The following is a 13,815-nucleotide window of genomic DNA, read 5'->3' on the forward strand; positions in this document are numbered from 1 at the left end:
CGGCGCCCATGCGGCCGGCGCCGTTCAGTGCCTGCGGAGTGTGCGGCTCGCGCCCGCCGCGACCGTCGTCGCCAGGACCCAGCCCAGCAGGATCACCGCCGCGGCCAGCCACTGCCAGCCGCCGCGCAGCTGCCAGTAGCCGGCCTGGCCGAGGTCGATGAGCGGCAGCAGCAGGTCGAGGGCGAAGATCGACGGGTTCCACGGCGGATGCTCACCGCTCTTGAGCGGCGGGTGGGCGGCGTGCGCGAAGGCGAAGGAGGTCACCGCCCACAGCACGCCCATCCAGACGGCCGCACGCCCCGGCCGGTATCCGTAGGCGACCGTCCAGTCCTGTACGTAACCCCACAGCTTCGCCGCGATCGGCAGGTTCTCGCGCCGGTGGCGCTGCTTGGCGAGCAGCACCTCGCGCGCCTCCTCGTCCTCGCCGCCGTTGCGCAGCACCGTCGCCAGCCGCTCGTACGGCTCCGGGTTGTACTCGGGCGTGGCCGCCGCCACCCACTGCAGGCGCCGGGCCAGCGGGAACGGGCCGCGCGGTACCAGGTACTCGTACTGGAAGCCGCCCATCTGCAGCTGGCCCGCGCCCGGCCAGCTGGTCGCCTGGTCGATGAGGGTGACCACCCGCGCCCCGTTCAGCACGACCCGGCCGCGCTGCGGACGCCGGCCGAGGAACCGCAGCTCGGGCACCTGGACGCGGCGCAGCGAGATCTCCTGGTCGTCGCGCAGTGTGAGGCGGGCCTGTTCGAAGTCCACCGCGTCGCCGAACCGGCCGTCGTCCAGCCGGATCCCGCCCTCGCACTCGAACCGCTGTACCCGGGTGCCGTGCGCGGGGGTCCGGCCGCTGGTCAGCACGGGGTCGCCGATGCCCGCGGGGGTCAGGTACAGGGTGCGTTCGACGGTCAGCTGCGGCGCGTTCAGCGCCCGGCGCCCGTACGGGTTGGCCAGCCGGCTGCCGCGCAGGCTGAGCGAGACGCCCACCTTCGCGCCGCGCAGGCTCAGCTCGCCGTGCGACACCATCATCTCGGCCTGCAGATCCTGCCCGATGGTCATGCCGTCGCCGACGAGGGAGTTGTCGCGCCGGTCGCGGTAGATCACCGCCTGGTTGAGCAGCAGGTCCGTGCCGATGTGCGCGTCGGTGAGGCGCACACCGTTGTGGAAGCGGCAGCGCGGCAGATGCAGATCGCCCTCGGTGTGCAGCCGGGCCGCCTCCAGCCGCGGTATCGCGCAGTCCACCAGCCGCAGCGTCGTGAACCGGGACTCCGGCAGCACGATCTCCTTCTCGAAACGGCAGCCCTTCATCTCGACGTACGGCTCGATCGTGCCGCCCGCGAGATCGAGCGGGTCGACGATCTGGACCCCGGCCAGCTTCAGGGAGGCCACCCGGCCGTCGAGCGCGGGCGGCCCGTCCAGCAGCAGCCAGCACACGATCCGGGCCCGTACCGTGCGCTCCGGGCCCCAGGGGTGCCCGCCGTGCGGATCGTCGATCACGGTGTCCCCGGCACGCAGGTCGTACACGCTCCCGTTGCGGAACGCCTGCCACATGCCGGCCTCGGCCGCGCTCAGGTCGTCGGGCAGTTCGCCGACGCGCAGGCCGGCCCCATCGGTCACGGTTTTCTCTCACTCCTCAGTTACTCGCGAGTTCGTACAGCCGTCCCTGTGATGCCCGCTGAGTCGGCGCCTGAACGCCGAGAGTGACCGTCGTTGCTCTGCGTGACCATGGGGGGCCGGATCAAGCCACCCGCCGCCCGGGGAGTAGCGGCTCGTATCAGCGATTGATACAGCCGTCCGACGCCCGACGGCCGTCTGAGAGAATTAGCTACGTGATCTCCCGAATCGATCTGCGCGGCGACGCCCTCCCCGAGGGCCCCGCCCTGCGCGACCTGCTGCCCCGAGCCGACTTCGACGTTTCGGCCGCCCTGGAGAAGGTGCGTCCGATCTGCGAGGCCGTGCATCATCGGGGTGACGCGGCGCTGATCGACTACGCGGAGAAGTTCGACGGCGTCCGTCTGGAGTCCGTACGGGTCCCCGCGCAGGCCCTCACCGACGCGCTCGAACAGCTCGACAGGTCCGTCCGCGCGGCCCTGGAGGAGTCGATCCGCCGCGCCCGGATCGTCCACCGCGAGCAGCGCCGCACCACCCGCACCACCCAGGTGGTCCCCGGCGGCTCGGTCACCGAGAAGTGGGTGCCCGTCGACCGCGTCGGGCTGTACGCGCCCGGCGGCCGGTCCGTCTACCCCTCGTCCGTGATCATGAACGTGGTCCCGGCCCAGGAGGCAGGCGTCGGGTCGATCGCGCTCGCCTCACCCGCCCAGTCCGACTTCGGTGGCCTGCCCCACCCGACGATCCTGGCCGCCTGCGCGCTGCTCGGCGTCGACGAGGTGTACGCGGCGGGCGGCGCGACCGCCGTGGCGATGTTCGCGTACGGCACCGAGTCCTGCCCGCCCGCCAACATGGTCACCGGCCCCGGCAACATCTGGGTCGCCGCCGCCAAGCGCTACTTCGCGGGCCGGATCGGCATCGACGCCGAGGCGGGACCGACCGAGATCGCGATCCTCGCCGACGACAGCGCCGACCCCGTGCACGTCGCCTCCGACCTGATCAGCCAGGCCGAGCACGACCCGCTCGCCGCCGCCGTCCTCGTCACCGACTCGCCCACCCTGGCCGACGCGGTCGCCAAGGAACTGGAACCGCAGGTCGCCGCCACCAAGCACATCGAGGACCGGATCGTCCCGGCGCTGGCCGGCAGGCAGTCCGCGATCGTGCTGGTGGACGGCGTGGAGGAGGGCCTGCGGGTCGTCAACGCGTACGGCGCCGAGCACCTGGAGATCCAGACCGCCGACGCGCACGCGGTCGCCGACCGGGTCACCAACGCCGGTGCGGTCTTCGTCGGCCCCTGGGCGCCCGTCTCGCTGGGCGACTACGCGGCCGGCTCCAACCACGTCCTGCCGACCGGCGGCTGCGCCTGCCACTCCTCGGGCCTGTCCGTCCAGTCGTTCCTGCGCGGCATCCACATCGTCGACTACACCCGCGACGCGCTCGCGGAGGTCGCCCACCACGTGGTGACGCTCGCCGAGGCGGAGGACCTCCCCGCCCACGGCGCCGCGGTCAAGGCCCGGTTCGGCTGGAAGGTGCCCGGCAAGTGAGTACCTTCGGCGGTTCCTCCGACAGCTCCTCCGGCAGCTCCTTCGGTATGGAGGACCTGCCCGTCCGCGACGAGCTGCGCGGCAAGTCCCCGTACGGCGCCCCCCAGCTCGACGTGCCCGTACGGCTGAACACCAACGAGAATCCGTACCCGCTGCCCGAACCGCTCGTCGAGCGGATCACCGAGCGGGTGCGCGAGGCCGCGCGCCATCTCAACCGCTACCCCGACCGGGACGCGGTGGAGCTGCGCACCGAGCTGGCCGCCTATCTGACGAAGACCGGCAAGCACGTGGTCGGCGTCGAGAACGTGTGGGCGGCCAACGGCTCGAACGAGGTCATCCAGCAGCTGCTGCAGACCTTCGGCGGGCCCGGCCGCACCGCGATCGGCTTCGAGCCCTCGTACTCGATGCACGGGCTCATCTCGCGCGGCACCGGCACGGGCTGGATCTCCGGCCCCCGCAACGACGACTTCACGATCGACGCGGTCGCCGCTGCGGAGGCCATCGCCGCGCACCGGCCCGACGTCGTGTTCATCACCACCCCCAACAACCCCACGGGCAACGCGGTTCCGGCCGCCACCGTCCTCGCGCTGTACGAGGCGGCGCAGGCGGCCAGGGCCGGGACCGCCGGCGCGATGGTCATCGTCGACGAGGCGTACGTCGAGTTCAGTCACGGTGAGTCACTGCTCCCGCTGCTCGAAGATCGGCCGAATCTCGTCGTATCGCGCACCATGTCCAAGGCGTTCGGCGCGGCCGGGCTGCGCCTCGGCTACCTCGCCGCCCACCCGGCCGTCGTGGACGCCGTCCAGCTCGTACGGCTGCCGTACCACCTGTCGGCCGTCACCCAGGCGACCGCGCTGGCCGCCCTGGAGCACACCGACACCCTGCTCGGATACGTCGAGCAGTTGAAGACCGAGCGTGACCGGCTGGTGGCCGAACTGCGCGCGCTGGGTTTCGAGGTGACCGAGTCCGACGCCAACTTCGTCCAGTTCGGCCGGTTCGACGGCGCGAGCGGATCGCACGAGGCCTGGCAACGGATCCTCGACCGGGGCGTCCTGGTCCGGGACAACGGCGTACCGGGGTGGCTGCGGGTCACCGCCGGCACCCCCGCCGAGAACGACGCGTTCCTCGACGCGGTCCGTGAGCTGTCGCGCGACCTACGGCGTGAGCCGCCGAAATCCGTGGGAGCCACCCCCACACCCCGCCCGAAGGACCCGAAGGAGCAGAGCGCATGAGCCGCGTAGGCCGTGTCGAACGGAACACCAAGGAGACCTCCGTCGTCGTCGAGATCGATCTCGACGGCAGCGGAAAGGTCGATGTGTCGACAGGCGTCGGCTTCTACGACCACATGCTCGACCAGCTCGGCCGGCACGGTCTGTTCGACCTGACCGTCAAGACCGAGGGCGACCTGCACATCGACTCGCACCACACCATCGAGGACACCGCCCTCGCCCTCGGCGGCGCCTTCAAGCAGGCACTCGGCGACAAGGTCGGCATCTACCGCTTCGGCAACTGCACCGTCCCGCTGGACGAGTCGCTCGCCCAGGTCACCGTGGACCTCTCGGGCCGCCCCTACCTCGTGCACACCGAGCCCGAGAAGATGGCGCCGATGATCGGCGAGTACGACACGACGATGACCCGGCACATCCTGGAGTCCTTCGTCGCCCAGGCGCAGATCGCCCTGCACGTGCACGTGCCGTACGGGCGCAACGCCCACCACATCGTGGAGTGCCAGTTCAAGGCCCTCGCCCGGGCCCTGCGCTACGCCTCCGAGCGCGACCCGCGCGCGGCGGGCATCCTTCCCTCCACGAAGGGCGCGCTGTAAGCCATGAGCGGCCTCTCCACCGTCCTGATCGTCGTCGGGCTCTTCCTGCTCGGCGGCGTGTACTCCTTCGTCAAGCAGCAGATGCCCAAGAGCCTCATCATCCTGCTGTCCATCGGCGCGGCCATGTGCCTCGTGGCCGGTGTCGTCCGCCTGGAGGTGTGGAATTGAGTACCCCTTCCAAGCGAGTGGTCGTCTTTGACTACGGCTTCGGCAACGTCAGGTCCGCCGAACGCGCCCTCGCGCGCGCGGGCGCCGAGGTCGAGATCACCCGCGACTACGACAAGGCCATGGCCGCGGACGGCCTGCTGGTCCCGGGCGTCGGCGCCTTCGCCGCCTGTATGAAGGGCCTGCGGGACGCGCGCGGCGACTGGATCGTCGGCCGCCGCCTCGCCGGCGGCCGCCCGGTCCTCGGTATCTGCGTCGGCATGCAGATCCTCTTCGAACGCGGCATCGAACACGGCGTCGAGACCGAGGGCCTCGACGAGTGGCCGGGATCGGTCGAGCCGCTGCAGGCCGACATCGTGCCCCACATGGGCTGGAACACCGTCGAGTCCCCGGCCGGCACGAAGCTCTTCGCCGGCCTCGACGCCGACGCGCGCTTCTACTTCGTGCACTCGTACGCCGTCCACGACTGGTCCCTGGAGACCGCGAACCCGGCGATGCGCTCACCGCTCGTCACCTGGTCCACGCACGGCAAGCCCTTCGTGGCGGCCGTCGAGAACGGCGCCCTGTGGGCCACCCAGTTCCACCCCGAGAAGTCCGGCGACGCCGGAGCCCAGCTGCTCACCAACTGGATCGGAACCCTGTAGACCATGGCCAAGCTCGAACTCCTCCCCGCCGTCGACGTCCGTGACGGCCAGGCCGTCCGGCTCGTGCACGGCGAGTCCGGCACGGAGACGTCGTACGGTTCCCCGCTGGAGGCCGCCCTCGCCTGGCAGCGGTCCGGCGCCGAGTGGCTGCACCTGGTGGACCTGGACGCCGCGTTCGGCACGGGCGACAACCGGGAGCTGATCGCCGAGGTCGCCCGCGCCATGGACATCAAGGTGGAGCTGTCCGGCGGCATCCGCGACGACGACACGCTCGCCGCCGCCCTCGCCACCGGCTGCACCCGCGTGAACCTCGGCACCGCCGCCCTGGAGACCCCCGAGTGGGTCGCCAAGGTCATCGCCGAGCACGGCGACAAGATCGCGGTCGGCCTCGACGTACGCGGCACCACCCTGCGCGGCCGCGGCTGGACCCGCGACGGCGGCGACCTCTACGAGACGCTGGCGCGCCTCGACAAGGAGGGCTGCGCGCGGTACGTCGTCACCGACATCGCCAAGGACGGCACTCTCCAGGGCCCGAACCTGGAGCTCCTGAAGAACGTCTGCGCGGCCACCGACCGTCCCGTCGTCGCTTCCGGGGGCGTCTCCTCGCTGGACGACCTCCGCGCCCTCGCCGACCTCGTGTCCCTCGGGGTCGAGGGCGCGATCGTCGGAAAGGCCCTGTACGCCAAGGCGTTCACCCTGGAAGAGGCGCTCGCGGCGGTGGCCGGATGAGCGCCGTGCGACGCGTCACGACCGGCGCCCCCTGGGAGGAGGCATTCGGTTACTCCCGCGCGGTGGAACTGCCGAACGGCCTCGTGCTGGTCTCCGGCTGCACCTCCGTGGTGGACGGCCAGATCGCCGGGGGAGACCCGTACGAGCAGGCCGTCAACTCCTTCAAGGTCGCCCTCGCCGCCCTGGAGCAGCTCGGCCTCGGCCGCGAGCACGTCGTCCGTACGCGGATGTACCTCACACACGCCCGGGACGTGGAGGACATCGGCCGCGCCCACAAGGAGTTCTTCGACGTGGTCCGGCCGGCCGCCTCGATGATCATCGTCTCCGGTTTCGTGGACCCCGGCCTGGTCGTCGAGGTCGAGGTGGAGGCGTACCGGGAGGCGGCGCCGGGGCCTCGGGAGGAGTCCGCCTCATGACCCTCGCCGTACGAGTGATCCCCTGCCTGGACGTCGACAACGGCCGGGTCGTCAAGGGCGTCAACTTCCAGAACCTGCGCGACGCGGGCGACCCCGTCGAGATGGCCAAGGTGTACGACGCCGAGGGCGCCGACGAGCTGACGTTCCTGGACATCACCGCGTCCTCCGGCAACCGCGAGACCACCTACGACGTGGTGCGCCGCACCGCCGAGCAGGTGTTCATCCCGCTCACGGTGGGCGGCGGCGTGCGCACCGCCGAGGACGTCGACAAGCTGCTGCGGGCGGGCGCGGACAAGGTCGGCGTCAACACGGCCGCCATCGCCCGCCCCGACCTGATCCGCGAGATCGCGGAGCGCTTCGGCCGGCAGGTCCTCGTCCTGTCGGTGGACGCGCGCAGGACGGCCGCCGGGACCTTCGAGGTCACCACCCACGGCGGCCGCGAGGGCACCGGCATCGACGCCGTCGAGTGGGCGCACCGGGCCGCCGAACTGGGCGCGGGCGAGATCCTGCTCAACTCGATGGACGCCGACGGCACGAAGGACGGCTACGACCTGGAGATGATCGGGGCCGTGCGCAAGCACGTCACGGTGCCGGTCATCGCCTCGGGCGGCGCGGGGCGGCTGGACGACTTCGCGCCGGCCGTCACCGCGGGCGCGGACGCCGTGCTGGCCGCCTCCGTCTTCCACTTCGGCGATCTGCGGATCGGCCAGGTGAAGCAGACGCTGCGGGAGGCCGGGCACCCTGTGCGGTGACGTCCCCCTGACGTCGTGTCGACGAGAGCCCCGGCCGCTGGACGCGGCCGGGGCTCTCGTCTGTCCGGAGCGGGGAGATGAGAAAGAAAAGTTGCGCAGTTTTTATTGCGCAACTTTTCTTCTGTATCTACGGTCGGTGCCATGAGCGGCACGGAGAACCAACCGATCACGGACCTCGGCACCCTCAAGGCCCTGGCCCACCCCCTGCGGATGCAGCTCTACCGGGGCTTGTGCGTCGCCCGCACCGCCACCGCCTCCCAGCTCGCCGAGCAGGTCGACGAAGCGGTCTCCCTGGTCAGCTACCACCTGCGCAAACTCGCCGAGCACGGGCTGATCGAGGCGGCCGAGGGGCGCAGCGGCGACGGCCGTGAGCGCTGGTGGCAGCCCGCCACGCAGGGCGTGAGCATCCGGGACCAGGACTTCCGGTACGCACCCGAGCGGGCCGCCGCGCACCTCGCCGCCACCCGGCTCTTCCACCAGCAGCGGTCCGACATGTACCGCCGCTACCTCGACGAACGCCTCACCTGGGGCCCCGAGTGGAACTCCGCCGCCCCCGACAACGAGTCGCTGCTACGGCTGACCGCCGCCGAACTGGCCGAGCTGAGCGCGGAGTTGCTGGCCCTCGCGAAGAAGTACGACGAGAAGGGGCGTGCCGCCGAGGCCGCCGGCGAGACCGAGGGGCGCGAGAACGTCGCGCTGCACGCGCTCGCCTTCCCGTTCCGCACCTGAGACCTCGTTCCTGAGACCTCGTTCCTGAGACTTCGCACCTGAGAGGCCGTCGCTGTGACCGTCACGCCCGCGATCTCCGCAGGTGCCCCGCCGGCCGGGGAGCGCCCCGCCCACCGCGACCCCGACGTCCTGCGCTGGCTCGGCGCGTACACCTCCTCGGCGATCGGCGACAACGTCTACTACGTGGCGCTGTCCTGGGCCGCCGTGCAGTCCGGTACGCCCTCGCAGGCCGGGCTCGTGATGGCCGCGAGCGCCGTGCCGCGTGCCCTGCTCATGCTGGGCGGGGGAGTGATCGCCGACCGCTTCGGCCCGCGTCGCGTGCTGATCACCGGCAACGGCGTGCGGTGCGCGGTGGTGGCCGCCGTCGCCGTCGTGCTGCTGGTGAGCAGCCCCGGACTGTGGCTGCTCGGGGTGCTCGCCCTGCTCTTCGGCGTGGTCGACGCCGCGCTCATGCCCGCGCTCGGCGCGCTGCCTGCCCGGATCACCACCCGCGGCCAACTGGCCAGGGTGCAGGGCATGCGCGGCATGGCGAACCGGCTCGCGGGCGTCCTGGGCGCCCCGCTCGGCGGCCTCGGAGTGGCCCTCGGCGGCGCCGCGGCGGCCTTCGGCGCGGCGGCGCTCTTCTTCGCGGTGGCGCTGCCGCTGCTGGCGGCCGTCCGGATCGGACGCCTGCCGCGGGAGGCGGCCGCCGGACGGGAGCGGGCCGCCCGGCCCACCGCCGCGCGGGAACTGCGGGACGGCCTGAACCACATCCGGCGCAACCCCGTCCTCGCCCGGCTCATGCTGGTCATCGCGCTGAGCGACCTGGGTTTCGTCGGACCGCTGAACGTCGGACTGGCCCTGCTCGCGGACGAACGCGGCTGGGGCGCCTCGGGGATGGGCTGGGTGCTGGCGGGTTTCGGCACCGGGGCGGGCGCGATGTCCCTGCTGCTGACCGTGCGGGGGCGGGTGCCGCGCGCGGGGCTGGTGCTGTCCGTGACGATCGCCGTCGGAGCCGTCGCCGTCGGGGCGGTCGCGTACGTGCCGACGCTCGCCGCGGCCGTCGGCGTGGCGCTCGCCGTCGGCCTGCTCGCCGGGCTGAGCGGGGCGTTGTGCGGGGCGCTGATACAGACCGAGTCGGATCCCGCGTTCGTCGGACGGGTGACCTCCGTGGCGAGCCTCTTCAGCCTCGGGCTCGCCCCGCTCACGTTCCCGCTGACCGGCGCGGCGATCGCGCTCTGGGGGACCGGCCCGGTCTTCGCCGCCGGCGCGGGCGTGTGCGCGCTCGGCGGGCTGGCGGGGCTCGGCTCCGGGGCGTTGCGGCGCGCGGAACTCCCGCGGTGAGGCCGCCACCTGTGCGGCCACCCGCGCCCGTGCGGAGCGCGGGTGGCCATGACCGGCCTACAGACCCAGTTGCTTCGTCTCCTGGAGCTTGACGATCGCGTCCTTGTCGCCGTCGACCTCCACATCGGCCACGCCCTGGCGGCCGTGGGCGAAGAGGACCAGCTCGGAGGGCTCACCGGTGACCGTGACGACGGGGGTGCCCTTGTGCGCGACGACCGTCTGCCCGTCCGGGCGCCGCAGGACCAGACCCGTGGGCGCGCCCCGGCCCATCAGACGGGCCGCGCGTTCGAGACGGGACCACAGGGCGTCCTGGAAGACCGGGTCGAGCACCCGGGGAACCCAGTCGGGCCGGGCACGGCGTACGTCCTCGGTGTGGACGTAGAACTCGATCGCGTTCGACGCCTCGTCGATCTGCTTCAGGGAGAACGGCGAGAAACGCGGCGGCCCCGTACGGATCAGCTGGATCAGCTCCTCGTACGGCTTCTCGGCGAACTCCGCCATCACCCGGTCGAGCCGAGACGCGAGCTGCTTGATCAGGAGACCGCCGGCGGCGTCCGGGCGGCGCTCGCGCACCACGACATGGGCGGCGAGATCGCGGGTGTTCCAGCCCTCGCACAGAGTGGGGGCGTCCGGTCCCTCCGCCTCCAACAGATCGGCGAGGAGGAGTCGTTCACGCTTCGCATGGGTCGACATGTCTGCCAGCCTACGACCGCCCCGGCGGTCCGCCCACTTCTGCGGGCCACCGATATCCCGTTGACGGGTTTCCGCCCCACCGCGCCTCTCATCCAGTGGACGCCGTCCGGGTACGTACGGCCGGCGCGGCACAATGGTCGGCATGACCAGCACGCCCACGCCCAGCAGGCCCAGCGGCCTGGACCCCGAGATCGCCGCACGCCTCAGGCGCAGCGCCGACGGGCTCGTACCCGCCATCGCCCAGCAGTACGACACCGGTGAGGTGCTGATGCTCGGCTGGATGGACGACGAGGCGCTGCATCGCACGCTGACGACCGGCCGGTGCACCTACTGGTCGCGCAGCCGCCGGGAGTACTGGGTCAAGGGCGACACCTCCGGGCACTTCCAGTGGGTCAGGTCCGTCGCCCTCGACTGCGACGCCGACACCCTGCTGGTCAAGGTCGACCAGGTGGGCGCCGCCTGCCACACCGGCGACCGCACCTGCTTCGACGCCGACGTGCTCCTCAAGGACGCCGGGGGCGTCGGGGAGTCCGGAGACGGCGGGGAGTCCGGAGACGCCGGTTCCGGCGTACCGGCCGTGGATCAGTAAGGTCAGCCGCCATGGACCTCGACACCTTCCGCAAGCTGGCCACCGACCGGCGTGTCATCCCCGTCAGCCGCAAGCTCCTCGCGGACGGCGACACGCCCGTCGCGCTCTACCGCAAGCTCGCCGACGAACGCCCCGGCACCTTCCTCCTGGAATCCGCGGAGAACGGCCGCACGTGGTCCCGCTACTCCTTCGTGGGGGTCCGCTCGGCCGCCACCCTCACCGAGCGCGACGGACAGGCGCACTGGCTGGGCACCCCGCCCGTCGGGGTCCCGGCCGACGGCGACCCCCTCGCGGCCCTGCGCGCCACCATCGAGACCCTGCACACCCCGCACGACCTCGCCCACGGCCAGGCGCTCCCGCCGTTCACGGGCGGCATGGTCGGCTACCTCGGCTACGACATCGTGCGCCGCCTGGAGAAGATCGGCCCCGGCGAACGCGACGACCTGAAGCTGCCCGAGCTGACCATGCTGCTCACCAGCGACCTCGCGGTCCTGGACCACTGGGACGGCTCGGTCCTGCTGATCGCCAACGCGATCAACCACAACGACCTCGACACGGGCGTCGACGAGGCCTACCACGACGCCGTGGCCCGCCTCGACGCCATGGAGGCGGACCTCTCACGGCCCGTCTCGCAGCCCCCGGCCGCACTCCCGCCGTCCGAACTCCCCGAGTACACCGCGCTGTGGGGCGGCCCCGACTACCAGGTCGCCGTCGACGACATCAAGGAGCGCATCCGGGCCGGCGAGGCCTTCCAGGTCGTCCCCTCCCAGCGTTTCGAGACGGCGTGCACGGCGAGCGCGCTGGACGTCTACCGGGTCCTGCGGGCGACCAACCCCTCCCCGTACATGTACCTCTTCCGCTTCGACGGCTTCGACGTCGTGGGTTCCTCCCCGGAGGCCCTGGTCAAGGTCGAGGACGGACAGGCGATGGTCCACCCCATCGCGGGCACCCGGCCGCGCGGCGCCACCGTCCAGGAGGACCAGGCGTACGCCGACGAACTGATCTCCGACCCCAAGGAGCGCGCCGAGCACCTGATGCTCGTCGACCTGGGCCGCAACGACCTGGGACGGGTCTGCGAGCCCGGCTCCGTGGAGGTCGTCGACTTCATGTCCATCGAGCGCTACTCGCACGTCATGCACATCGTGTCGACCGTCACCGGCAAGGTCGCCGAGGGGCGCACGGCCTTCGACGTACTGACCGCCTGCTTCCCCGCCGGCACGCTCTCCGGCGCCCCCAAGCCCCGCGCGATGCAGATCATCGACGAACTGGAGCCCTCGCGGCGCGGTCTGTACGGCGGCTGCGTCGGCTACCTCGACTTCGCGGGCGACTCCGACACCGCCATCGCCATCCGTACGGCCCTGCTGCGGGACGGCACGGCGTACGTGCAGGCGGGCGCCGGGGTCGTCGCCGACTCGGACCCCGTCGCCGAGGACACCGAGTGTCGCAACAAGGCGGCGGCGGTCCTGCGCGCGGTCCACACGGCCAACCGGCTCTCCTGACGGGCGTCCGCCCGACGGGCACGAGAGGGCACGAGACGGCACGCGTGACGAGGTCGACAAGGAGACATTCGCGGGCAGTGCGACGTGGCTCACGTGTCCCCGGGTGACGGTTCGCCCGGAGTTCAGGCGATAGTGGGGTACGTGACTGCTGTACCGCACCCCCGATCCGAAGCCCCTGGGCCCGCCCGGGCCGGCCGCCGAAGCCTCGCCGTCGCCCTGTTGTCCGGCGCGCTCGGCGCGGCCCTCGTGCTGCTCGCCACCCGGCGCGGCTGGTCGGGCGGCACGGCGACCGTGGCCGGTGGCGACTTCCCGCTGAGCGCCTCCGGCAGTGACGTCACGGGCGTCCCCGCCTCGCTGGCCATCGTGGGACTCGCCTCCCTCGTCGCCGTCTTCGCCGTCCGCCGGGCCGGGCGCTTCCTGGTCGCCGGACTCCTCGCGCTCTCCGGGGCGGGCACGATCGCCTCGGCGCTCCTCGGCCTCTCCGACAGCTCCGCGCTGGACGAGAAGGCCGCCGCGGCCACCGGGGACACCGCCGCGACCGTGGGCACGATGACGCACACCGGGTGGCCGTACGTGGCCGCGGTGGGCGGTCTGCTGCTGCTGCTCGCGGGGCTTCTGGCGCTGCGGTACGGGCGGTCGTGGCCGACCATGTCGGGGCGGTACGAGCGGGACGGGACGCCTCGGCCTCGGCGGGTCCGTGCGGTGGTCGACCCCGACCGGCCGGAGGAGATCTGGAAGGCGCTCGACCGGGGCGAGGACCCTACCGGGGCGTGAGATTGCGCCGTTCCCCGCGCCCCTGAAGGCAAAGGTCAAAGACTGCGCCGTTCCCCGCGCCCCCGAAAAGCAAAGACAAAAGATTGCGCCGTTCCCCGCGCCCCTGGGGCGCCCTTGAAGGGGTGTGGTCGTCCGTGAACCCCAGTGGGAACGTGGGTGTGGCGGTGCGGGACAATGGGGGGGAGCGTCCGGCTCATACACGTACAGCAACGAGGAGCAACGTCATGGCGGGCAGCAGCCACGGCCACACCCCGGCCGCCTGGACCGGTGTCATCATCGCCTTCATCGGTTTCTGCGTCTCCGGTGCCTTCATGGTGCTGGCCAGCCCGCTGGGCTTCTGGGCCGGCATGGTCATCGTCGTCCTCGGCGGCGTGGTCGGCATGGCCATGCGCGCGGCGGGCCTCGGCCAGCCGAAGAACTCGCACCCGACCCACCAGGTCGCGTCGGCCGAGAGCTGACCCCGGCGGGCCGCTCAGGAGGCGGGTCCGGCTCTTCGAGCGCCGGGACCGCCTCCGGCCGTGTGCGCCGTCCGCCCGAGCG

16 protein-coding genes are annotated in these 13,815 nt (G+C 72.2%); 14 read left to right on the forward strand and 2 right to left on the reverse strand.

The features are described 5' to 3' along the window. Nucleotides 1-24: 24 nt before the first annotated feature. Entirely contained in the window at nt 25-1,605 is a 1,581-nt protein-coding gene (locus IE278_RS07275; RefSeq protein ID WP_189769977.1) for an oxidoreductase, read from the reverse strand. Nucleotides 1,606-1,817: 212 nt separating this feature from the next. On the opposite strand from IE278_RS07275, the gene hisD reads away from it, so the two are divergent. From hisD to IE278_RS07325, 10 genes are all read left to right on the forward strand, one after another. Further along, complete coding sequence (gene hisD / locus IE278_RS07280) at nt 1,818-3,140, forward strand: histidinol dehydrogenase (RefSeq protein ID WP_189769979.1); 1,323 nt, start codon at nt 1,818-1,820, stop codon at nt 3,138-3,140. A 47-nt stretch (nt 3,141-3,187) separates the two neighbouring features. Next, nucleotides 3,188-4,372 (forward strand): histidinol-phosphate transaminase, encoded by a 1,185-nt coding sequence (locus tag IE278_RS07285; protein WP_189770484.1) that lies wholly within the window; start codon nt 3,188-3,190, stop codon nt 4,370-4,372. After that, nucleotides 4,369-4,962: an imidazoleglycerol-phosphate dehydratase HisB gene (gene hisB / locus IE278_RS07290; protein WP_055518513.1), complete on the forward strand. Its 594-nt coding sequence runs from the start codon at nt 4,369-4,371 to the stop codon at nt 4,960-4,962. The genes IE278_RS07285 and hisB overlap by 4 nt, the downstream gene beginning before the upstream one ends. Before the next feature lie 3 nt (nt 4,963-4,965). Further along, the gene (locus IE278_RS07295) at nt 4,966-5,130 is read left to right on the forward strand and encodes a CG2302 family histidine operon protein (protein WP_189769981.1); all 165 of its coding nucleotides are present in this window, start codon (nt 4,966-4,968) and stop codon (nt 5,128-5,130) included. Beyond that, nucleotides 5,121-5,771, forward strand: coding sequence for an imidazole glycerol phosphate synthase subunit HisH (gene hisH / locus IE278_RS07300; RefSeq protein ID WP_189769983.1), 651 nt, complete (start codon nt 5,121-5,123; stop codon nt 5,769-5,771). Before IE278_RS07295 ends, hisH begins: the two co-directional genes overlap by 10 nt. 3 nt (nt 5,772-5,774) lie before the next feature. Then, nucleotides 5,775-6,500 (forward strand): bifunctional 1-(5-phosphoribosyl)-5-((5-phosphoribosylamino)methylideneamino)imidazole-4-carboxamide isomerase/phosphoribosylanthranilate isomerase PriA, encoded by a 726-nt coding sequence (gene priA, locus IE278_RS07305; protein WP_189769985.1) that lies wholly within the window; start codon nt 5,775-5,777, stop codon nt 6,498-6,500. Continuing rightward, entirely contained in the window at nt 6,497-6,916 is a 420-nt protein-coding gene (locus IE278_RS07310; protein WP_189769987.1) for a RidA family protein, read from the forward strand. The genes priA and IE278_RS07310 overlap by 4 nt, the downstream gene beginning before the upstream one ends. Next, nucleotides 6,913-7,668, forward strand: a complete 756-nt coding sequence (gene hisF, locus IE278_RS07315; protein ID WP_189769990.1) for an imidazole glycerol phosphate synthase subunit HisF — start codon at nt 6,913-6,915, stop codon at nt 7,666-7,668. The genes IE278_RS07310 and hisF overlap by 4 nt, the downstream gene beginning before the upstream one ends. Nucleotides 7,669-7,809: 141 nt before the next feature. Then, a complete protein-coding gene (locus IE278_RS07320) occupies nt 7,810-8,397 on the forward strand; it encodes an ArsR/SmtB family transcription factor (protein WP_189769992.1) in 588 nt (195 codons plus the stop codon). Nucleotides 8,398-8,451: 54 nt separating this feature from the next. Next, complete coding sequence (locus tag IE278_RS07325; RefSeq protein WP_189769994.1) at nt 8,452-9,720, forward strand: MFS transporter; 1,269 nt, start codon at nt 8,452-8,454, stop codon at nt 9,718-9,720. A 57-nt stretch (nt 9,721-9,777) separates the two neighbouring features. Here IE278_RS07325 and IE278_RS07330 read toward each other — a convergent pair whose 3' ends face one another. Then, nucleotides 9,778-10,413, reverse strand: coding sequence for a TIGR03085 family metal-binding protein (locus IE278_RS07330; protein WP_189769996.1), 636 nt, complete (start codon nt 10,411-10,413; stop codon nt 9,778-9,780). Nucleotides 10,414-10,555: 142 nt separating this feature from the next. Here IE278_RS07330 and hisI point away from each other — a divergent pair, with 142 nt between their 5' ends. From hisI to IE278_RS07350, 4 genes are all read left to right on the forward strand, one after another. Next, nucleotides 10,556-11,002 carry a phosphoribosyl-AMP cyclohydrolase gene (hisI, locus tag IE278_RS07335; RefSeq protein ID WP_189769998.1) on the forward strand — a complete coding sequence of 149 codons (447 nt, stop codon included), beginning with the start codon at nt 10,556-10,558 and terminating at the stop codon, nt 11,000-11,002. 11 nt (nt 11,003-11,013) lie between these two features. Then, a complete protein-coding gene (locus IE278_RS07340; protein ID WP_189770000.1) occupies nt 11,014-12,501 on the forward strand; it encodes an anthranilate synthase component I in 1,488 nt (495 codons plus the stop codon). A gap of 132 nt (nt 12,502-12,633) precedes the next feature. Further along, the gene (locus IE278_RS07345; protein ID WP_189770485.1) at nt 12,634-13,275 is read left to right on the forward strand and encodes a TIGR02234 family membrane protein; all 642 of its coding nucleotides are present in this window, start codon (nt 12,634-12,636) and stop codon (nt 13,273-13,275) included. Nucleotides 13,276-13,499: 224 nt separating this feature from the next. Further along, nucleotides 13,500-13,733 carry an HGxxPAAW family protein gene (locus tag IE278_RS07350; protein WP_189770002.1) on the forward strand — a complete coding sequence of 78 codons (234 nt, stop codon included), beginning with the start codon at nt 13,500-13,502 and terminating at the stop codon, nt 13,731-13,733. Nucleotides 13,734-13,815: the final 82 nt, after the last annotated feature.

Source organism: Streptomyces tauricus (assembly GCF_014650955.1).
Lineage (GTDB): Bacteria > Actinomycetota > Actinomycetes > Streptomycetales > Streptomycetaceae > Streptomyces > Streptomyces tauricus.